This window comes from Pseudomonas mediterranea CFBP 5447 (genome assembly GCF_000774145.1).
Taxonomy (GTDB): Bacteria; Pseudomonadota; Gammaproteobacteria; order Pseudomonadales; family Pseudomonadaceae; genus Aquipseudomonas; species Aquipseudomonas mediterranea.
Genome location: NZ_KN322986.1, coordinates 660233 through 680657, shown reverse-complemented (window position 1 = coordinate 680657; position 20425 = coordinate 660233). Strand labels below are relative to the sequence as shown.

Annotated in this window: 21 protein-coding genes; 12 read left to right on the top strand and 9 right to left on the bottom strand. The window is 64.4% G+C overall.

Annotated features, from left to right (window positions below; all coding sequences use genetic code 11):
• Positions 1-71 precede the first annotated feature (71 nt).
• Positions 72-4385, bottom strand: a complete 4314-nt coding sequence (locus N005_RS19975) for a DEAD/DEAH box helicase (RefSeq protein ID WP_047702766.1) — start codon at positions 4383-4385, stop codon at positions 72-74.
• Positions 4386-4672: 287 nt separating this feature from the next.
• Between N005_RS19975 and N005_RS19970 the strand changes: the two genes are divergently transcribed.
• Together N005_RS19970 and N005_RS19965 are read left to right on the top strand one after the other, a co-directional pair.
• Positions 4673-5557 carry a sugar nucleotide-binding protein gene (locus N005_RS19970; RefSeq protein WP_047702765.1) on the top strand — a complete coding sequence of 295 codons (885 nt, stop codon included), beginning with the start codon at positions 4673-4675 and terminating at the stop codon, positions 5555-5557.
• The gene (locus N005_RS19965; RefSeq protein ID WP_047702764.1) at positions 5550-6479 is read left to right on the top strand and encodes an NAD-dependent epimerase/dehydratase family protein; all 930 of its coding nucleotides are present in this window, start codon (positions 5550-5552) and stop codon (positions 6477-6479) included. The genes N005_RS19970 and N005_RS19965 overlap by 8 nt, the downstream gene beginning before the upstream one ends.
• Before the next feature lie 137 nt (positions 6480-6616).
• Here N005_RS19965 and N005_RS19960 read toward each other — a convergent pair whose 3' ends face one another.
• From N005_RS19960 to N005_RS19940, 5 genes are all read right to left on the bottom strand, one after another.
• Complete coding sequence (locus N005_RS19960) at positions 6617-7315, bottom strand: OmpW/AlkL family protein (protein WP_047702763.1); 699 nt, start codon at positions 7313-7315, stop codon at positions 6617-6619.
• Positions 7316-7529: 214 nt separating this feature from the next.
• Positions 7530-8048, bottom strand: coding sequence for a DUF3299 domain-containing protein (locus tag N005_RS19955; protein WP_047702762.1), 519 nt, complete (start codon positions 8046-8048; stop codon positions 7530-7532).
• An 11-nt stretch (positions 8049-8059) separates the two neighbouring features.
• A complete protein-coding gene (locus tag N005_RS19950; protein WP_047702761.1) occupies positions 8060-9325 on the bottom strand; it encodes an ABC transporter permease in 1266 nt (421 codons plus the stop codon).
• Position 9326: 1 nt separating this feature from the next.
• Positions 9327-10037: an ABC transporter ATP-binding protein gene (locus N005_RS19945; RefSeq protein WP_047702760.1), complete on the bottom strand. Its 711-nt coding sequence runs from the start codon at positions 10035-10037 to the stop codon at positions 9327-9329.
• Between the two features lie 139 nt (positions 10038-10176).
• The gene (locus tag N005_RS19940) at positions 10177-10770 is read right to left on the bottom strand and encodes a DUF2796 domain-containing protein (protein ID WP_047702759.1); all 594 of its coding nucleotides are present in this window, start codon (positions 10768-10770) and stop codon (positions 10177-10179) included.
• 132 nt (positions 10771-10902) lie between these two features.
• Between N005_RS19940 and N005_RS19935 the strand changes: the two genes are divergently transcribed.
• On the top strand, positions 10903-11256 hold the full coding sequence (locus N005_RS19935; RefSeq protein WP_047702758.1) for a hypothetical protein: 354 nt from the start codon (positions 10903-10905) through the stop codon (positions 11254-11256).
• On the opposite strand, the gene trxA is transcribed toward N005_RS19935, so the two are convergent.
• The 3 genes from trxA to N005_RS19920 form a co-directional block, all read right to left on the bottom strand.
• Entirely contained in the window at positions 11253-12125 is an 873-nt protein-coding gene (trxA, locus tag N005_RS19930) for a thioredoxin (RefSeq protein ID WP_047702757.1), read from the bottom strand. The two genes, N005_RS19935 and trxA, sit on opposite strands and share 4 nt — an antisense overlap.
• Before the next feature lie 156 nt (positions 12126-12281).
• On the bottom strand, positions 12282-12941 hold the full coding sequence (locus N005_RS19925) for a class I SAM-dependent methyltransferase (protein ID WP_047702756.1): 660 nt from the start codon (positions 12939-12941) through the stop codon (positions 12282-12284).
• Positions 12938-13402: a lipoprotein gene (locus tag N005_RS19920; RefSeq protein WP_047702755.1), complete on the bottom strand. Its 465-nt coding sequence runs from the start codon at positions 13400-13402 to the stop codon at positions 12938-12940. The genes N005_RS19925 and N005_RS19920 overlap by 4 nt, the downstream gene beginning before the upstream one ends.
• Positions 13403-13529: 127 nt before the next feature.
• On the opposite strand from N005_RS19920, the gene nrdR reads away from it, so the two are divergent.
• From nrdR to N005_RS19875, 9 genes are all read left to right on the top strand, one after another.
• Entirely contained in the window at positions 13530-13994 is a 465-nt protein-coding gene (gene nrdR / locus N005_RS19915; RefSeq protein WP_013694316.1) for a transcriptional regulator NrdR, read from the top strand.
• Positions 13991-15124, top strand: coding sequence for a bifunctional diaminohydroxyphosphoribosylaminopyrimidine deaminase/5-amino-6-(5-phosphoribosylamino)uracil reductase RibD (gene ribD, locus N005_RS19910; RefSeq protein ID WP_047702754.1), 1134 nt, complete (start codon positions 13991-13993; stop codon positions 15122-15124). The genes nrdR and ribD overlap by 4 nt, the downstream gene beginning before the upstream one ends.
• Before the next feature lie 46 nt (positions 15125-15170).
• On the top strand, positions 15171-15836 hold the full coding sequence (locus N005_RS19905) for a riboflavin synthase (protein ID WP_047702753.1): 666 nt from the start codon (positions 15171-15173) through the stop codon (positions 15834-15836).
• A 16-nt stretch (positions 15837-15852) separates the two neighbouring features.
• A complete protein-coding gene (ribBA, locus tag N005_RS19900; protein ID WP_047702752.1) occupies positions 15853-16944 on the top strand; it encodes a bifunctional 3,4-dihydroxy-2-butanone-4-phosphate synthase/GTP cyclohydrolase II in 1092 nt (363 codons plus the stop codon).
• Positions 16945-17166: 222 nt separating this feature from the next.
• Positions 17167-17643, top strand: a complete 477-nt coding sequence (ribH, locus tag N005_RS19895) for a 6,7-dimethyl-8-ribityllumazine synthase (protein ID WP_003206025.1) — start codon at positions 17167-17169, stop codon at positions 17641-17643.
• The gene (nusB, locus tag N005_RS19890; protein ID WP_024778364.1) at positions 17640-18140 is read left to right on the top strand and encodes a transcription antitermination factor NusB; all 501 of its coding nucleotides are present in this window, start codon (positions 17640-17642) and stop codon (positions 18138-18140) included. The genes ribH and nusB overlap by 4 nt, the downstream gene beginning before the upstream one ends.
• Positions 18141-19106 carry a thiamine-phosphate kinase gene (gene thiL / locus N005_RS19885; protein ID WP_047702751.1) on the top strand — a complete coding sequence of 322 codons (966 nt, stop codon included), beginning with the start codon at positions 18141-18143 and terminating at the stop codon, positions 19104-19106.
• Positions 19103-19606 carry a phosphatidylglycerophosphatase A family protein gene (locus tag N005_RS19880; protein ID WP_041022465.1) on the top strand — a complete coding sequence of 168 codons (504 nt, stop codon included), beginning with the start codon at positions 19103-19105 and terminating at the stop codon, positions 19604-19606. Before thiL ends, N005_RS19880 begins: the two co-directional genes overlap by 4 nt.
• Before the next feature lie 11 nt (positions 19607-19617).
• The gene (locus N005_RS19875; RefSeq protein WP_047702750.1) at positions 19618-20376 is read left to right on the top strand and encodes a substrate-binding periplasmic protein; all 759 of its coding nucleotides are present in this window, start codon (positions 19618-19620) and stop codon (positions 20374-20376) included.
• Positions 20377-20425: the final 49 nt, after the last annotated feature.

The following is a 20425-nucleotide window of genomic DNA, read 5'->3' as shown; positions in this document are numbered from 1 at the left end:
TACATTCCCCTGTGAAAATGCATTCCTTTGTGGGAGCGAGCCCTGCTCGCGATAGGGCCCGCCCAGTCACCTCAATTTTTCTGAATAAGCTTGCTGCGGATTTCCCCCATCGCCTGCACATCCAGCTCCAACCAGAAGTGCAGCTTCCCGGCAATCTGCGCCGCCGCCGGCAACCCATCGCGATACACCAGCCGATTGCTCGCCAGCGCCGGTACTTTCGCCCCTGGCAGCAATGTACCGGCCAGGTTCAGCGGATCCACGCCGCACACCGCAATTACGCTGCCGTCGGTAGGGCGGCGACGGACTTCGCGCAATAGCGGGATGGCTTCGGGCAGGGCGAATTGCTCGCCGGCCAGGCCGCTGACGAAGCGTCCACCGCGAATTTCTCCCCGCGCCTCCAGGCGATGGAAGGTGCGCAGCAACTCGCGCCAGCTCGGCAGCCAATCCGCCTCCCGCTCCAACAAGCGCCAGAACACCACGCCATAACGCCGCAGCAGGGTCATGGCGATGTGCTCCAGGGTTTCCGGTGGTGTCGGCGCGGGTCGGTTGCCTTCGCTCGGCGCTGGCTGGCTGCGGCGCAACAAGGCCCAGCGGCCGGCATCGTCCATCCCGCCGACAAACGCCCCGCGCCCGCGTCGGCTGCTGCGGGCCTGGCGCTTGCTGGCGGGCGTGATCAACGCCCGCAGCCCGGCGAAGCTGTCGGCATTCACCAGGCCGGCGCCCACCAGCTCTTGCAAGGCAATTTCCAGTTCTGCGCGCAGCAGATGGGCTTCGTGCAGCAACTCGTCGAAAAACAGCGCGCCATGCTCGCTAAGAGCCTGGTGGACTTTCTGCGTCTTGAGGGACAGTTCGCTCAGTGGCGTCTGCTCCGCCAGGCTGCTCCACAGCGCGACCTGACTGCGCGGCAGCAACACCACCGGCGTGCTGCGCAGGGCCGTGGCGGAGGCTTTCTGCCGGGCGCTGAGGCGAGTCCAGACCAGCTTACCGCTGCGACACAGTTCGTCGAGCCAATTGGCGGAATAGTCCTTGATCCGCGCCGGCAACAGGTCGCTGTCCCAGGCCGAGGCCGCGGCCGGGTAGCCTTCGAACTGACTGATGATCGACGGCAACACGGCGCTGCCCCGGCCTTGGGTCGACGGCGACAGGTGTTGCCAGTCGAACAGGAATCGCATGAAATCCTGCAGCATCACCGGTTCGATTTCCCGGCGCAGGCGCTTGACGGTGTAGCGGTGGATGCGGGCCAGCAGATGCCGTTCGCACCATTCTTCCTGGCCGGTGCCCGGCGTGAAGCGGCCGCGCAGCACGTAGCCTTGTTGTTCCAGGTGCGCCAGGGCCTGGGTGGCTTGCGCTGTCGATAACCCCAACGGATAGGCGATGGCGGTCAGCGGCAGCGGGCCAAAGGCGCTGAGCCGGGCACGGAGCACTTCCACCACCGCTTCGTCGCTGTCCCAGGCCTCATCGAACCCGGCCAGGGGTGTCAGTGCGGGCTGCCATGGGGCCTGTGGATAAACCCCTTGCAGGCAGGTCAGCCGCTCCAGTGGCACCCACAGGCCGCGCTCGGCGCTGATTTGCACATGGCTGGCGCGCCCACGGTCGGCCAGCGCCTGCAGCCAGCCGGGCCACGATTCGTGAGCGCTGGCTTCGTTGTCGGCGATGCAGGCCAGGCTCATCAGTGCTTCATGCATTTCATCGAGGTTGGCCGGGGTCGGCCAGGCTTCTTCCCTGACCGACTGGATGGCCTCGGCGTCCAGCGCGCCAAGGTCGTCGGTGGATTGTGGATCGCTCCAGCGCCGGTTGATGACTGCCTGGGTCCGGCGCTCTTCCAGCGGCGCGTCGTCGAGGAAAGTGTAGGGGCGAGCGCTGAGGATTTCGGCCGCCAGGGGCGACGGGGCGGGCAGGTCGCGGCTGATCAGGCGAACCTCGCCCGCTTCCATGCGTCGCAACAGCGCCAGCCAGCCTTCGCTGTCCATGGCTTCGTGCAGGCAGTCGTCGAGGGTCTGCTCTATCAGCGGGTGATCGGGGATTTCCCGCTCGCCGGCGAGGTTCTCCAGGCAGGCGATCTGGTCGGGGAACACGCTGGCGATCAGGTCTTCGCTCTTCATCCGCTGGATCTGCGGGGCGACCTTGCGTCCGCCGGTGTAGCGCGGCAGGGCCAGGGCCACCCCGGCATTCCAGCGCCAGCGCACGCCGAACAGCGGCGCATCCAGCACCGCCTGCACCAGGATCTGTTCGGCGCTGTGGCTGTTGAGGTAGCGCCAGACTTCATCCAGCTCGAAACTGTGGCTGGTAGACAACGACAGCACGATGGCGTCTTCGCTGGCGGCGGCCTGCAATTCGAAATTGAAGGTGCGGCAGAAACGCTTGCGCAGGGCCAGGCCCCAGGCGCGGTTGATGCGGCTGCCGAACGGCGTATGAATGATCAGTTGGGTGCCGCCGGACTCATCGAAGAACCGCTCCATCACCAGCGTGTCCTGGGACGGCAGGGCGCCGAAGGCCAGGCGGGCCGGGGCCAGGTAGTCCAGCAGTTGCTCGGCACTGGCCAGGTTCAGCTGTAGGGTACCGGTCAGCCAATCGAGGGCCGGTTGCAGATTGCCGGGTGTGGCGCCGAGCAGTTGATCGAGCTGTGCTTGCAGGCGCGCCACGGCCAGGGACAGTTCGGCGCTGCGTCCCGGGGCTTCGCCGAGCCAGAACGGAATGGTCGGCGGCTGGCCCTGGGCGTCCTCGACCCGCACGCGGCCGGTCTCGACGCGAATGATGCGGTAGGAGGTATTGCCGAGCTGGAACACGTCGCCGGCGATGCTCTCCACCGCGAAATCTTCGTTGACGCTGCCGATGTTCAGGCCCTGGGGTTCGAGCAGCACGCTGTAGTCGGCGTTGTCCGGGATGGTGCCGCCGCTGGTCACGGCGGTCAGTTTGCTGCCCCGCCGCCCGCGCAGGGTGCGGGCGACCGCGTCGCGATGCAGGTAGGCGCTGCGCACGCCCTGGCGACTGTTGAGGCCTTCGGCGAGCATTTGCAACAGCGCCTGATAATGCCCTTCGTCCAGTCCGGCGTAGGGCGAAGCGCGGCGAAAGACGTCGAGCAAGGCCTGTTCCTGCCATTCCTGGCAGCTGACCTCGGCAACGATCTGCTGGGCCAGCACGTCCAGCGGTGCCTTGGGGATGTGCAGGATGTCCAGTTCGCCCCGGCGTACGCAATCGAGCAGGGCGGCGCACTCGATCAGGTCGTCGCGGGTGGTGGCGAACAGACGCCCCTTGGGCGTGCCACCAACTTGGTGGCCGGAACGGCCAACCCGTTGCAGGAACGCCGAAATCGAGCGGGGCGAGGCGATCTGGCACACCAGGTCGACGTCGCCGATGTCGATGCCCAGTTCCAGGGACGCGGTGGCGATCAGCACCTGCAATTCGCCACGCTTGAGCCGTTGCTCGGCGTCGAGGCGAAACTCTTTCGCCAGGCTGCCATGGTGGGCGGCCACGGCGTCCTTGCCCAGGCGCTCGCTCAGATGGCGGCTCAAGCGTTCGGCCAAGCGCCGGGTATTGACGAATACCAGGGTGGTGCGGTGGGCCCGGGCGAGCTCGGCAAGACGGTTGTAGACCAGTTCCCACACGTCATTGGCCATCACCGCAGAGAGCGGCACCGGCGGCACCTCGATGTCCAGGTCGCGGGGGCGGGCATGGCCGATGTCGACGATTTCGCATGAGCGGCCTTCGCCCACCAGAAAGCGTGACACCGCTTCGATGGGCTTTTGCGTGGCGGACAGGCCGACGCGCACCAGCGGCTCGCTGCACAGCGCTTGCAGGCGCTCCAGGCTCAGGGCCAGGTGGCTGCCGCGCTTGCTGGCGGCGATGGCGTGGATTTCATCGACGATCACCGTGCGGGTGCTGGCGAGCATCTGTCGCCCGGAATCGGAGCCGAGCAGCACATAGAGCGATTCGGGCGTGGTCACCAGAATGTGCGGCGCGGCCTTGCGCATCGCCGAGCGTTCTTTCTGCGGGGTGTCGCCGGTGCGCACGGCGGTGGTGATTTGCAGGGGCGGCAGGCCCATCTGGCGCAATTGTTCGGTGATGCCGGCCAGCGGTGTTTGCAGGTTGATCCGGATGTCGTTGCTCAAGGCCTTGAGCGGCGAGACGTAGACCACCAGGGTCTGGTCCGGCAGGCCGCCCTGTTCCAGGCCGCGGTGCACCAAGTCATCGAGCACGGCGAGAAACGCCGTGAGGGTCTTGCCCGAACCGGTGGGCGCGGCCACCAGGGTCGAACGACGCTGGCCGATCAACGGCCACGCCCGGGCCTGGGCGGCCGTGACCGCCGGGAAAGTCTGGCTGAACCAGGCGCGGACGGCGGGGTGAAAGCCTGCCATGGCGTGGTCGGCTGCAAGGGGCAGATTCATAGGGGCAGTTATGCGGGTGGGATGAGGAAGATGCAAGTGCCGGCGGGTATCTCTGTTGCCTGGCAGGCCCTATCGCGAGCAGGCTCGCTCCCACAATGGATCGGCTGCGCTTCGTCCTGTGGGAGCGAGCCTGCTCGCGATGAGGCCCTGGAGCGCGGCGAAAATCTCGGATCTGCACTTTACGGGTGACGGTTGCGCACTAAACCCGCAAAATGCAACGATTCCGGCGACGCCCGTGGGCGTTGTCGACCAAATTCTTGTGCCAACAGACTGGGCCTGCTGACTTTATGCGAATGCGCCTTATGTTACTGGGCGGCGGAAATGCCCTTGGGCAGGCGCTGATTCGCCTCGGTGCGGAAGAAGACATCGGTTTTCTCGCCCCCCGCCCCCCAGAAGATGGCTGGGATGCCGCGAGCCTGACACAGTTGCTCGACGACACCCGCCCGGACGCCTTGATCAATCTGGCGTACTACTTCGACTGGTTTCAGGCCGAGGTCGTCAGCGAGCAGCGCCTGGCCAGCCAGGAGCGTGCAGTCGAGCGCCTGGCCGAATTGTGCCAGCACCACAACATCATCTTGCTGCAACCGTCGAGCTATCGCGTATTCGACGGCTCCCGCGCCACCGCCTACAGCGAAAAAGACGAGCCCGTGCCCCTGGGCCTGCGCGGCCAGGCCCTGTGGCGGATCGAGCAAAGTGTGCGCGCCACGTGCCCGCAACATGTGCTGCTGCGCTTCGGCTGGCTGCTGGACGACAGCGCCGACGGCATCCTCGGACGTTTTCTCGCCCGGGCCGAGCAGCCCGACGAGCTGTTGCTGGCCGATGACCGTCGTGGTAACCCGACGCCGGTGGACGATGCGGCCCGGGTGATCATCTCCGTGCTCAAGCAACTCGATTGCGCCGCGCCGCTGTGGGGCACTTATCATTACGCCGGGCATGAGGCGACCACGCCGCTGGCGCTGGGCCAGGCGATCCTCACCGAAGCCCGTGCCCTGCATCCGCTGGCAATCGAAGAGCCCACGCCCCAGGCTCACGCCGCACGGCCGGATGCCGCGGAAGAACCGCAGCACGCGGTACTGGCCTGCAAGAAAATTCTGCACACTTTCGGGATCAAGCCCCGCGCCTGGCGCGCCGCGCTCCCGGGCTTACTGGATAGGTTTTATCGCCATGGCTGACGGCCCTGTTCTCATCACCGGCGGTGCGGGCTTCATTGGTTCGCACCTGACCGACGCCTTGCTCGCCAAGGGACACTCGGTGCGCATCCTCGATGACCTGTCCACCGGCAAGCGCAGCAACCTGCCGCTGGACAACCCCGCCGTCGAACTGATCGAAGGCGACGTCGCCGATGCCGCCCTGGTGGCCCGGGCCATGGCCGGTTGCAGCGCCGTGGCGCACCTGGCCGCGGTGGCGTCGGTGCAAGCCTCGGTGGATGACCCGGTACGCACTCACCAGAGCAATTTCATCGGCACCCTGAATGTCTGCGAAGCCATGCGCCAGGCCGGCGTGAAGCGGGTGCTGTTTGCTTCCAGCGCCGCGGTCTACGGCAACAACGGAGAAGGCCAGTCCATCGACGAAGAAACCACCAAGGCGCCGCTGACACCCTACGCCTCGGACAAGCTGGCCAGCGAGTTCTACCTTGACTTCTATCGTCGCCAGCACGCGCTGGAGCCGGTGGTGTTCCGCTTCTTCAATATCTATGGCCCGCGCCAGGATCCGTCCTCGCCGTATTCCGGGGTCATCAGCATCTTCAGCGAGCGGGCACAGAAGGGGTTGCCGATCACCGTGTTCGGCGATGGCGAGCAGACCCGTGACTTCGTCTACGTCGAAGACCTGGTGGACGTGCTGGTGCAGGCCATCGAGAAACCTGAGGTGGAAGTCGGGGCGGTGAACGTCGGCTGGAACCAGGCCACGACGCTCAAACAACTGCTCCAGGCCCTGGCCTCGGTGGTCGGTGACCTGCCTCCGGTCAGCTACGGCCCGGCGCGTTCGGGGGATATCAAGCATTCTCGGGCGGATAATCATCGGTTGTTGCAGCGCTTCAGCTTCCCGCAGCAGACGCCGATGAGCGTGGGGCTGGCGCGGTTGTTGGGCCGCTGAGTTTCCAATCGCCACAAAAAAAACTGTGGGAGCGAGCCTGCTCGCGATAGCGGCCTGACATTCACCGCTTCAGTGACTGTCGTGCCGCCATCGCGAGCAGGCTCGCTCCCACAGGGACGTCGTATATTCGAGTTCGGTTAGAACTTGTAACCCAACCCCACCATGTAGATCCACGGATCCACATCGACATTCACCTTGGCCCGGGTGCCGCCGGCCACGGCGTTGTTATCGACATACGCCGTGGTGTCGATGTCGATGTAACGGATCTGGCCGTTGATCATGATGTTGTCGGTCAGCATGTAGTCGGCGCCCACTTGCCACGCCATGCCCCAGCTGTTGCTCGCGCGGAAATTGCTGAAGCCGTTGGCGCCGGCGTCGCTGCCGACGTGCTCGTCGTAGATCCAGGTGTAGTTGATGCCGGCGCCGACATACGGTTGGAATGCCGATTTGGCGTCGAGCGGGTAGTAGACCAGGCTCAGGGTCGGCGGCAGGTGCTTGAGGGTGCCGAGCTTGCCATTGGCCGCGCCCAGGGCGGTGCCCTTGATCTTCACGTCGTGCTCGAACGGCGAGGCCGCCAGCAGCTCGAGGCCCAGGTGGTCGGTCATCATGTAGGCGAAGTTCAAGCCCAGTTGCGTATCGCTGCTCATGGTCGCCTTGCCGCCCAGGTCGGCACCGGCCAGCGGGCCACGGTCGACCTTGACGCTGGAACTGTCGGCTTCCGGATTGACGGTAATGGCACCGGCGCGAACGATGATATCGCCGGCCGTATGGGCCTGTGCGAGAGGGGCGGCGAGCGCGAGGGCGACGAGGGAAGCGCTGAGCAAGGACTTGTGCATGGGGGCTCCAGAGGACATTTGAAAAGGATGTCCCATGGTACGGAGCGCTCTGGACCGGTCTTTTGACTCAGCTCAATGAAAGTGTGATGAGCATTTTGAGGGCCTCATCGCAAGCAGGCTCGCCCCCACACTGATCCTGAGAACACCAAGAATCCCCTGTGAGAGCGAGCCTGCTAGCGATAGCTATCTCACAGACAATGCATGACTGCCGGCTTCACTCCGGCAGCTCATACACATAAATCTTCTCAGCCTCCATCTGGTACCCGGCATCGGCCAGTTCGCTGGTGGACGGCTTGACCTGCATCGGCCCTTCGACCCAGTACGGCTGGTACAGCTCATCGAGCTTCACCCCGACTTCGCTTTTCACATGCACGATCTGATTCGAAGGCGGTGGCGGCACATGGATGCAGGCGCCGAAATACGGCACCAGCAAAAAGTCCGTGGTGCGGCCTTCCTCGCTGACTTCCAGCGGCACGATGTAGCCCGGCAAGCGAATCTGCTGGCCGTCGAGCGCCTTGACCACCGGTGCATTGGGCATGTCCTGCTTGGCGGCCGGGGCGGACTCGGCGGACAGTGCATTGCCCATCTGCGACAGGTCATGCAGCGGGGTCATGTTCGGCGCTTCCGGCGGCGCGTCGGGCGGGATCATTTCTGACCAGGCCAGGTCCCTCGGCTCGGCCGCCCACAGCGGCAGGGCGACCATCATCAACAGCGCAAGCAGGGCGCGGGGCATCTTCAATGTCCTCATAAACGAATCGACAAGCCGTCGGCCAACGATTGGCGATAGGCGCGCCAGGCCGGCACGCTGCCCATCAGCAGGGCGGCGACCAGGATGCCAGCCATGAGCGTCCATTCATATTCGCTTGGCCAACTCAACGGCAGGTACAGGCCATAGGCCGACTGTACGTAACCCTGGGCGGCGCCGATGCCGATATACAGTAAGGCCAGCCCGGCGGCCACTCCGGTCAACGCCAGGGCAAAGGCTTCCAGCACCAGCAGGCTCGCGATGTGCCACGGCCGCGCGCCCACCGAACGCAAGATCGCCATCTCCCGGCGGCGCTCGTTGAGGCTGGTGAGGATCGCCGTGAGCATGCCGATCAATCCGGTCAGGACCACGAACAGCGAAATCACGAACAAGGCTTTTTCCGCCGTGCCCATCAAGCTCCACAACTCTTGCAGGGCCACGCCGGGCAGGATCGCCAGCAACGGCTCGCCACGGAATTCATTGATTTCGCGCTGCAAGGTAAAGGTGGAAATCTTGCTGTTGAGGCCAAGCATGAACGCGGTGATGGCTTGGGGCGTCAGGTCCATGTTGCGGGCCTGGTCGGCGCTGATGCGACCGCTGCCCTGGGCCGGCACGCCGTTTTTCCAATCGATGTGAATCGCTTCCATGCCGCCGAGGCTGATATGCAGCGTGCGGTCCACCGGGGTGCCGGTACGCTTGAGAATGCCGACCACGGTGAAGGGCTTGTCGTCATGCTTGACCAGGCTGATCGCCGCCACGCCGTGGGCCAGCACCAGCTTGTCGCCGAGCTTGTAATGCAACGCTTCGGCCACTTCGGCACCGAGCACCACTTCGAACGGGTCTGTGGCAAAAGCCCGACCATCGGCCAGTTCCAGGTGTTGCTGGCGGCCGTACTGGTAATGCTCGAAATAGGCCTCGGTGGTGCCCATTACCCGGTAACCGCGATGGGAATCGCCCAGGGACATGGGGATCGCCCATTTCACTTTCGGGTTGCTGGCGAAATGTTCGAAGCTGTCCCAGCGGATGTTATTGGTGGCGTTGCCGATGCGGAACACCGAGTACAACAGCAGGTTCACCGAGCCGGAGCGAGCGCCGACGATCAGGTCGGTGCCGCTGATGGTGCTGGCAAAACTGGCTTTCGCCTCAGTGCGCACCCGCTCCACCGCCAGCAGCAGGCAGACCGACAGGGCGATGGCGAAGGCAGTGAGGATCGCGGTGAAACGGCGGTTCGCCAGGCTGGCCATGGCTAGACGGAACAAATACATCTCAGACCTCGAGTGGCTTGGCGGCACGATTGAGATCGGCCAGCGAGAGGTTGCGGTCGAACAGCGGCGCCAGGCTCTGGTCATGGCTGACGAACAGCAGGCTTGAGCCGGCTTCGCGGCATTCGGCGAACAGCAGCCGCAGGAAGTTTTCCCGGGCGTCGTAGTCCAGGGCTGAGGTCGGTTCGTCGGCGATCACCAATTCCGGCTGGCCGATCAACGCGCGGGCGGCGGCGACCCGCTGCTGTTGGCCGATAGACAGCGAGTCGGCGCGGCGCTCCAGCAGGGTTTGATCGGTCAATCCCAGGTGGGCCAACAGCGTGGCGGCGGCCTGATCGACGCTGCCGTGGCGCTGGATGGACCGCTGGGCCCGTAGCCTGGAAAAGTGGCAGGGCAGTTCGACGTTCTCGCGTACCGAGAGAAACGGCAGCAGGTTGAATTGCTGGAAAATGTAGCCGGTGTGATCCACGCGAAAGCGGTCGCGGCTACCTGCACCCAGTTCGCTGAGCGACTGGCCGAGCAGGCGGACGCTGCCGCGATCCGGCGTCTGCACCCCGCCCAGCAGCCCCAGCAAGGTGGTCTTGCCACTGCCGCTGGGGCCCTTGAGGAACAGGGTTTCGCCGGCTTCGAGGCGAAAGGCCGGGATATCCAACAGTGGTGGATGCCCGGGCCAGCTGAAGACCAGGTCGGACAATTCGATGAGTGCTTGGGTCATGTTGGCCGAAGTCAGGGTAAATGGAGTAGCCCCTGTGGGGGCGGGCTTGCTCGCGAAAGCGGTGTATCAGGCACCCTCAGTGCTGGATGTGCCGGCCTCTTCGCGAGCAGGCTCGCTCCCACAAAAGGGATCTGCAGAGTTAGCGGAATTTGAGGGCCGGCGCTTCAAGCGTCAATTCCCCGCCTTGCTGGCCGTTCGGGCCGATCATCTGCACCAGAATTTTATGGGTGGCCGGGAAGGTCTTGAACAGCGGCGCCAGGTTCAGTTGCGTCAGGGAGCCCGCCGCGACACAGCGGAACTGGTAGCGAGCGTGGATTTCGCTGTGTTCGTGGTGCTCGTCGCCATCGTCATCGGCCTCTTCGGCGTGATCTTCGTGGTCCGGCTCGTCGCCGAACAGCGGGCTTTCCAGTTCCTGCTGCTCCAGGGAGCATTTGCCATCGGCCAGAATGATCAACGCCGCCGGCTTCTCCAACTGCTTGCGGACAGCGGCCACCTTGGCCTTGTCGGCATCGCTGGTGGCGGCGTGTTCGAAGCCCACCAGATTCATGGCCGGGCTCTCCAGTTCCAATTCCAGGGTCTCGCCGTCCAACGAGGCATTGAGGCGGCCAACACCGTGTTCATGGGCACCCAGGCTGCCGTGCTCATGATCGTGGTCATGGTCGTGCTCGACCGCGGCGTGAGCGACAGCCAATGGCAACAGGGCGAACGGCAAAGCGAGAAGCAGACGACGCATGACGAGTCTCCAGGTAAGGTGAATGTTTTGTTATGTAATCTTATAACGAATATGCGCAGAGTTTGACCGTCTGCTTGGCGTCGCGCAAGGCCCATGGGAGCATGGGAAGATTAAATTTTCAGGAGCATGGTGATGTTGCGCATACGCGGAACCGTCGGCGATTGGCCGGTGGACTTGTCGATCGAAATGGACGAAGGCGACTGGGCGCAGCTCGGCGCGCAATTGCAGGCGGTCAAGCCGGAGGGCGTGGCGATGGCGGCGGCCAGACCGGCGAGTCAGGACGATGCGCTGTGGCAGACCGCCAGGGAATTGCTGCGCAAGGCCGGGAAATTGAGCGGCCCGGACCTGCTGGAGCAACTGGAAGGCCTGACGGGCAGTGCGCCGGCGGGCAAGCGCCTGTTGGTGCGCTTGCGCCACAGCGCCGAGGTCAAGGTCTTGAGCGGCGGCGATACGCCGCTCTATAGCTGGGTTGGGGCTGAGGCTTAGTACAGCGCGGCAAACAATTTGCGGCGATAGGTCGTCACCAGCGGGTGATCGTTGCCCAACAGTTCGAATACTTGCAGCAGGGTCTTGTGCGGCAGGCCTTCGCTGTAGCTGCGGTTGCGGCTGAACAGCTTGAGCAGGGCGTCGAGCGCCGGCTCGTACTGCTGGCGCGCCAGTTGCTGGATCGCCAGTTGATACGCCGCTTCGTCGTCCTGCGGGTCTTTTGCCAGGCGGGCCTTGAGGTCGGCGGCGTCTGGCAGGTTTCTGGCCAGGCCGAGGAACTGAATCTGCGCCTTGGCCCCGGCCAGGGCAGCCTTGTGCTCGTCGCTTTTCACCGAGTCCAGCACGGTCTGCGCTTCGCCCAGCTCGCCGCGTTCGGCCAGGCAACGGGCAAACAGGATCAGCGCCTTGGCGTTGGTGTTGTCTTCACCCAGCAGCCCGGCGAGCAGCGCTTCAGCGTCGGCGAAACGCCCGTCATCGAACAGCGCCTGGGCCTGCTCGAACGGATCGGCCGCGGCGGGAGGCGGCATCTGCACATGGGGTTCGAGCATCGCCCGTACCGCCGATTCCGGCTGGGCCCCGGCGAACCCGTCGACGGGCTGACCGTCCTTGAACAGCACCACCGTCGGCAGGCTGCGGATGCCGAAGCGGGCGACGATGTCCTGCTCAATGTCGCAGTTGACCTTGGCCAGCAGCAGTTCGCCCTGATAGCTCTCGGCAATGCCCTGCAACATCGGCATCAGCGCCTTGCACGGCGCACACCACTCGGCCCAGAAATCCACCAGCACCGGCTTGTGAAAAGAGTTGGCGATCACCGACTGGTCGAAATCGGCAGTGGTGGCGTCGAAGATGTAGGAGGTGTCCTGGGTCATGGGAATCTCGTAGAACGCTTGAATGGGGCAACTATACGCGGGGTCTTGGGGTGGCTGGTAGGCCGCCTTCGCGAGCAGGCTCGCTCCCACAAATTGACCGCGTTCTATCTGAAGAAACCCGATCACCTGTGGGAGCGAGCCTGCTCGCGATGCCTTTCAGGGCGAACGCCGCGCGTGATACAGACTCACATGCCGGAACTCCTCGGGCTCGGCCAGATCCGGCAGGGTCATGGCTTCGAGCAGTTCGATGCGCCGGTACAGCGGATGCTGGAAATCCCGTACCCGGGAGTCGGCCACCAGGGCCTCGCGGCCGCGGCTGAGGAACTGGTCCAGCAGTGGCAGGTTGGCCCGGTCGTAGAGCACATCGGCGACCAGGATCAGGTCGAAGCGATCCGCCTCGGCGAAGAAGTCCGTGGAGTAAGCCAGCTCCACATCATTGAGCAGGGCGTTGGCCCGGCATGCCGCGATTGCCAACGGGTCCAGGTCGCACGCCACCACTTCCAGCGCCCCGGCCTTGACCGCCGCGATGCCTGCCACGCCGGAGCCGGCACCGAAATCCAGCACCCGCTTGCCCTCGACCCACTGCGGTTGTTCGGCCAGATAGCGGGCCATCGCCAGGCCGCTGGCCCAGCAGAAGCTCCAGTAGGGCGGTTCGTGGAGGATGCGCCGGGTTTCTTCCGGGCTGAAGGCGCGGTCCATGTTGTCGCCGTCGATCAGCCACAGCTTCAGGTCGGTGCCGGGTAGCGGGCACTCCGCCAGGTGAGCATCTCCCAGCAACTCGCTCAGCGCGTGTTGCAAGTCCTGCGGTGCATTCATGGCGCTTTGACGAATTGCAGCGCGCCCAACGCCTGGGTGGTCGGTTGCACGATGCGCTGTTCCGGCAGGTGCAGGATCAATTGGCCCGACTGGCTGGCACGGCCGCGCAGTTCCACGCGACCGCCGGCCGGGAAGGCATCCGGGTTGAAGCGCAGGCGGAAGGGCAGGGCCCGGTTGGTGCCGATCAGGCTGGAGCTGGCGAGCAATTGCTGCGGGCGGCCCTTGTCGTCGATCACCAGCAAAGCCAGTTCGACTTCGGCCCCGGTCGGTACGCCTTCGAGGGTGCCGCTCAGTTCCCGCTGGTAGGCGGGCAATGGCCCCAGCTCGGCGGCTTGGCGGGCTTTTTCCTGGGCCTGTTTCGGCGCCGGTGCCGGTGCCGGGGCAGTGGGTTTGGGAGCGTCACTGCTGCACGCCATCAGCAGGCTGAAGAGACTGAGCAAAAAGAGCGATCGTAGCGGCATGTGCGGCTCCAGCAAGGTGAATTCCATGGATCTGACGGTAAGCCCGTCTGTATACCGTAAACCCTATGGCTTGTCTTGCCAGTGGGATGCGCTACCATGGCCCTCCCTTTTTTTGTTGCCTGCCACCATGCACTGTCCATTCTGCGGTGCCAACGACACCAAAGTCATCGACTCGCGACTGGTCGCCGAGGGCGAACAGGTCCGCCGCCGGCGCGAGTGCCTGGCCTGCGGCGAACGTTTCACGACGTTCGAGACCGCTGAACTGGTGTTGCCGCGCCTGATCAAAACCGACGGCAGCCGCCAGCCGTTCGACGAAGAAAAACTCCGCGCCGGCATGCAGCGCGCGCTGGAAAAACGCCCGGTGAGCGTCGAACGCCTCGAAGCGGCGCTGGTGCACATCAAGCACAAGCTGCGGGCGACCGGCGAGCGCGAGGTCAAATCCCTGGTGGTCGGCGAGCTGGTGATGGCCGAGCTGCAGAAGCTCGACGAAGTCGCCTACATCCGTTTCGCCTCGGTGTACCGACGCTTCCAGGACCTGAACGAATTCCGTGAGGAAATCGACCGCCTGGCCCGCGAACCGGTGAAAGAATGACTGTCTTGGCGCAGCAGGCTGTCCTCGACGCCCATTACATGGCCCGCGCGCTGGAGCTGGCGCGGCGCGGTCACTACACCACCCATCCCAATCCCCGGGTGGGCTGCGTCATCGTGCGTGACGGACAGATTGTCGGCGAAGGCTGGCACATCCGCGCCGGCGAACCCCATGCCGAGGTGCATGCCTTGCGCGCCGCCGGTGAGCTGGCCCGGGGCGCCACGGCCTACGTGACCCTCGAGCCCTGCAGCCACCACGGCCGTACGCCGCCTTGTGCCGATGCGTTGGTCAACGCCGGTGTCGCCCGGGTCGTGGCGGCAATGCAGGACCCGAACCCGGAAGTTGCCGGTCGCGGTTTGCAGCGCCTGGCCCAGGCCGGTATCGCCACTGACAGCGGTGTGCTGGAAGGCGAGGCCCGTTTGCTCAATCAGGGTTTCCTCAAGCGCATGGAGCACGGCCTGCCGTTCGTGCGGGTCAAGCTGGCCATGAGCCTCGATGGCCGCACCGCCATGGAAAGCGGCGAAAGCCAGTGGATCACCGGCCCGGCGGCACGTTCGGCGGTGCAACGGCTGCGGGCTCAGGCCAGCGTGGTGCTGACCGGCGCCGACACGGTACTGGCGGACAATGCCCGGCTGACCGTGCGCGCCGATGAACTCGGGCTGGATGCCGAGCAGACGGCATTGGTCATGAGTCGCCCGCCGCTGCGGGTGCTGGTGGACGGTCGCCTGCGGGTGCCGCTCGATGCGCCCTTCTTCAAGGCCGGCCCGGCGCTGGTCGCCACGTGCATGGCGGTGGAAGAACAATACGCCAACGGCCCCGAATGCATGATCGTGGCAGGCGATGATGGCCAGGTCGATCTGCGTCGCCTGCTGATGGAGCTGGCGGCCCGTGGCGTCAACGAGGTACTGGTGGAGGCCGGGCCGCGCCTGGCAGGGGCATTCTCCCGGCAAGGTTTGGTGGACGAATTCCAGATTTTCATCGCCGGCAAGTTCCTGGGATCTTCGGCGCGACCGTTGCTGGACTGGCCGCTGGCGCACATGAAGGACGCCCCCGAGCTGAAAATCACCGAAATCCGTGCCGTGGGCGATGACTGGCGAGTCATCGCCGTCCCCATCCCGCCGGCCAGCGTATAATTCCCGGCCTTCGCTCAAGCGGCGGCCTGTTCTCGAGGAGGACTCCATGTTTACCGGCATCATCGAATCCATCGGCAGCATCCGCGCACTCACCCCCAAGGGCGGCGACGTGCGGGTCTATGTCGAAACCGGCAAGCTCGACCTGAGCGACGTCAAACTGGGCGACAGCATCGCCGTGAACGGTGTCTGCCTGACCGCCGTCGAGCTGCCCGGCAATGGGTTCCTGGCGGACGTCAGCCGCGAAACCCTCGACTGCACCGCCATGAACGATCTCAAGAGCGGCAGCCCGGTCAACCTGGAAAAAGCCCTGACGCCCACGACCCGGTTGGGCGGGCACCTGGTCAGCGGCCATGTCGACGGCGTCGGCGAAGTGGTTTCCCGCACCGATAACGCCCGCGCCGTGGAGTTTCGCATCCGCGCGCCGAAGGAACTGGCCAAGTACATTGCCCACAAGGGCTCGATCACCGTCGACGGCACCAGCCTGACGGTGAACGCGGTGGATGGCGCCGAATTCCTACTGACAATCATCCCGCACACCTTGAGCGAAACCATCATGGCCTCGTACCGGCCCGGGCGCCGGGTCAACCTGGAAGTCGACCTGCTGGCCCGTTACCTGGAGCGCCTGCTGCTCGGTGACAAGGCTGCAGAACCGACGTCCGGCAGCAACATCACCGAAAGCTTTCTGGCCGCTAACGGCTACCTCAAATCCTGACCCAAGGGGGTGCCGCGTGGCGCTCAATAGCATCGAAGAGCTGGTTGAAGATATCCGCCAAGGCAAGATGGTCATCCTCATGGATGACGAAGACCGCGAGAACGAAGGCGACCTGATCATGGCCGCCGAATGCTGCAAGGCCGAGCACATCAACTTCATGGCCAAGCACGCCCGGGGCCTGATCTGCATGCCGATGAGCCGCGAGCGTTGCGAGCTGCTGAAGTTGCCGCTGATGGCCCCGCGCAACGGTTCCGGCTTCGGCACCAAGTTCACCGTGTCCATCGAGGCCGCCGAGGGCGTGACCACCGGCATTTCCGCCGCCGACCGCGCGCGCACCGTGCAAGCCGCCGCCGCGAAGGACGCCAAGGCCGAAGACATCGTCAGCCCCGGCCACATTTTCCCGCTGATGGCCCAGGCCGGCGGCACCCTGGCCCGTGCCGGCCACACCGAAGCGGCGTGCGACCTGGCGCGCATGGCCGGTTTCGAACCCAGCGGAGTGATCTGCGAAGTGATGAACGACGACGGCACCATGTCCCGTCGCGCGGAACTGGAAGCCTTCGCCGCCGAGCACGACATCAAGATCGGCACCATCGCCGACCTCATCCATTACCGGATGATCCACGAACGTACCGTTCAGCGGATCGCCGAGCAGCCGCTGGACAGCGAACTGGGCCATTTCAACCTGGTGACCTACCGCGACTCGGTGGAAGGTGACGTGCACATGGCCTTGACCCTGGGCACCGTCTGCGCCGAAGAGCCGACCCTGGTCCGCGTGCATAACATGGACCCATTGCGGGACCTGCTGATGGTCAAACAGCCTGGCCGCTGGAGCCTGCGGGCCGCGATGGCCGCGGTGGCGGAGGCCGGTAGCGGCGTGGTGCTGCTGCTCGGGCATCCCCTTGATGGCGACGTGCTGTTGGCGCATATCCGCGAAACCGGCGAGCAATTGCCGGCGAAGAAGACCACCACCTACAGCACGGTCGGCGCCGGTTCGCAGATCCTGCGCGACTTGGGCGTACGCAAAATGCGCCTGATGAGCGCACCGATGAAATTTAATGCGATATCCGGTTTCGATCTGGAAGTTGTAGAATACGTGCCCTCTGAATAATGACCTCGTTCAGTTGAGGAGGTCTTCCCCCTGTGGGAGCGAGCCTGCTCGCGAAAGCGGTGCGCCAGGCGACATTGATGTCACTGTGCTGACGCCATCGCGAGCAGGCTCGTCCCACAAGGGGACAGTTTCCTGAACTGAACGGCAGGCCCTGTATTCATGGCTAAACATCACCGAGGAGCGCGCATCGAGCGTGTTCCGGCTCTTTAAGAGAATTGACGAATGACCCTGAAGACCATCGAAGGTACCTTCATCGCCCCCAAAGGCCGCTACGCTCTGGTAGTGGGCCGTTTCAACAGCTTCGTGGTCGAGAGCCTGGTTGGCGGTGCGGTCGATGCCCTGGTTCGCCATGGCGTGAGCGAAAGCGACATCACCATCATCCGTGCTCCTGGCGCCTTCGAAATTCCGCTGGTTGCGCAGAAAGTCGCTCAAAAGGGCGAATATGCAGCGATCATCGCCCTGGGCGCAGTCATTCGTGGCGGTACACCGCATTTCGAATACGTGGCTGGCGAGTGCACCAAGGGCCTGGCCCAGGTGTCCATGGAGTTCGGCGTGCCGGTCGCTTTCGGCGTACTGACCGTTGACTCCATCGAGCAAGCCATCGAACGTTCCGGCACCAAGGCCGGTAACAAAGGTGCCGAAGCCGCCCTGTCCGCCCTGGAAATGGTCAGTCTGCTGGCGCAGTTGGAGGCCAAGTGATTAGCGACGAAAGCGATCGTTTCAACCCGCGCGATCCCAAGCCTGCCGATGCCGGCAAGCCTTCGAAAAGCGTCAAGCGTCGCGAAGCCCGCCAGCTTGCGACCCAGGCGCTGTATCAATGGCACATGGCCAAGCAGTCGCTGAACGAGATCGAAGCGCAGTTCCGGGTCGATAACGATTTCAGCGATGTCGACGGTGCGTATTTCCGCGAGATCCTCCACGGGGTTCCGGCGCACAAGACCGAAATCGACAAGGCCCTGGCACCTTGCCTGGACCTGACCATCGAAGAGCTGGACCCGGTCGAACTGGCGGTGTTGCGCCTGTCCACCTGGGAACTGATGCAGCGTGTCGATGTACCGTATCGCGTGGTGATCAACGAAGGGATCGAGCTGGCGAAAGTCTTCGGCTCCACCGACGGACACAAGTTCGTCAACGGTGTGCTCGACAAGCTCGCTCCGCGCCTGCGGGAAGCTGAAGTGAAGGCGTTCAAGCGCTGAATGGGTGAATTCGAGCTGATCCGCAGCTACTTCGCCGCCGCGCCTTGTGCGCAGGGCGGCGACGGCGTTGCGCTGGGGATCGGCGACGATTGTGCCTTGCTGGCGGTTCCTTCCGAGGAGCAGTTGGCGGTGTCCACCGACACGCTCGTGGCCGGTGTGCATTTTCCAGATCCTTGCGATCCGTTCCTGCTCGGCCAGCGCTCGCTGGCCGTGGCGGTCAGTGATCTCGCCGCCATGGGCGCCAGGCCCCTGGCCTTTACCCTTGCCCTGACCTTGCCGGCGGTGACAGCCGATTGGCTGCAGGCCTATGCCCGTGGTTTGAACCAGATGGCCCAGGCCTGCGGTGTCGCGCTGGTAGGCGGAGATACCACTCGCGGGCCCCTGAGCCTGACCATGACCGTGTTCGGTCGCCTGCCATCCGGCCAGGCGTTGACCCGAAGCGGCGCGCAGCCCGGCGACCTGCTCTGCGTCGGTGGTGAGCTGGGCAATGCCGCCGGTGCATTGCCCCTCGTGCTCGGCCAGCGTCACACCGAGCCCGCCGTCGCCGAGCCGTTGCTCGCACATTATTGGTCACCGCGTCCGCAGATCGACTTGGGGCTGGCGCTACGGGGCAGGGCCAGCGCGGCCATGGACATCTCCGATGGCCTGCTGGCCGATTGCGGGCATATCGCGTTGGCGTCCGGCGTGGCCATCCAGGTTGAACGGGACCGGCTACCGCTGTCCAACGCTTTGCGGGCCTTGCTCGGCCAAACGGGCGCGGAGCAGGCCGCGCTGAGCGGGGGCGACGATTACGTGCTGCTGTTCAGCCTGCCACCGGTCCGATTATCGGCGTTGCAGGCCGAAGGCTGGCCGATCCACGTGATCGGCAGCGTCATGACAGGCCAGGGCGTCATGCTGGTGGACGCCGACGGAGGCGACATCACCCCGCAAGTCCGGGGTTATCAACATTTTCGGGAGACACCGTGACAGATCATCCCAACCAGGTTCCAGCCGAGTTCGTACCTCCCTCGGTCTGGCGTAATCCCTGGCATTTCCTGGCATTTGGCTTCGGTTCAGGCACTTTACCCAAGGCGCCAGGTACATGGGGTTCGCTGGTTGCGCTACCCTTCATACCGTTGTGGCAGATGTTGCCGGACTGGGGTTACTGGCTGATGCTTGGTATCACCATGCTGTTCGGCTTCTGGCTGTGTGGCAAGGTGGCGGACGACCTGCGCGTGCACGATCATGAAGGGATCGTCTGGGATGAAATGGTCGGGATGTGGATTACCCTGTGGCTGGTGCCGGAAGGCTGGTACTGGCTGTTGGCGGGTTTCCTGGTGTTCCGCTTCTTCGATATTCTCAAACCATGGCCGATCCGCTGGATCGACCGGCATGTCCACGGAGGCGTCGGCATCATGCTCGACGATATCCTGGCCGGGGTGTTTGCCTGGCTGGCAATGCAAGGACTGGTGTGGTGTCTTACCTGAGGGATCCAGGCATGGGCGTAAGCCGAGCGCTGTTGCTGTTGCTGTGTCTAGGGGCTTGCCTCGGCGTTCTGGCGGCCGAGCCGACGCCGCTGCCCGGCAAGATCCGCGCGGCCAGCGAGGAGTGGAGCGACTATACCGAGGCTGATGGCCGGGGCATGGCCTGGGACATCCTGCGTGAGGTGTTCGAGCCCGAAGGCGTGAAGCTGGAGATCCGCAGCGTCCCCTATACCCGTTCGATCGGCTTGGTGCAGCGCGGCGAGGCCGATGCACAGGTCGGAGCCTATCGCGATGAAACCGAAGGGCTGCTCTATCCCCAGTGGCACTACGACGTCGATCATATCTATGCCTTGGGGCTGGCCTCCAAGCCGTCACCCACGTTGGAGACGATCGGCAATTATCGGCTGGTATGGATGCGCGGGTACGAATACAACAGCTACCTGCCCAACATCAGGCGCTTCAATGAAATCCATCGCGCGGTAGGGATTTTGCCGATGCTGGCCCACGATCGGGCCGATTTCTACATCGACGCCCTGATGGAGATCCAGGGCGTGCTCGCCAAGGCCGACAATCCCCAACAGTACAAGCTCTCGCCATTGATCAACCTGCCGCTGTACCTGGGCTTCGCCAACAACGAAAACGGGCGCGCGTTGCGTGCGCTGTTCGACCGGCGCATGGAGGTATTGGTAAAGAGTGGCCAGTTGAAGCCGATTTTCGAGCGCTGGAAACAACCTTATCCTTTCGATGAGCACGGTAAGCCGCCGAAGCCTTAATCAATCTTGTCGATAGTAATAGTCGATAATTCAGCCTGAGCGTCTCCCG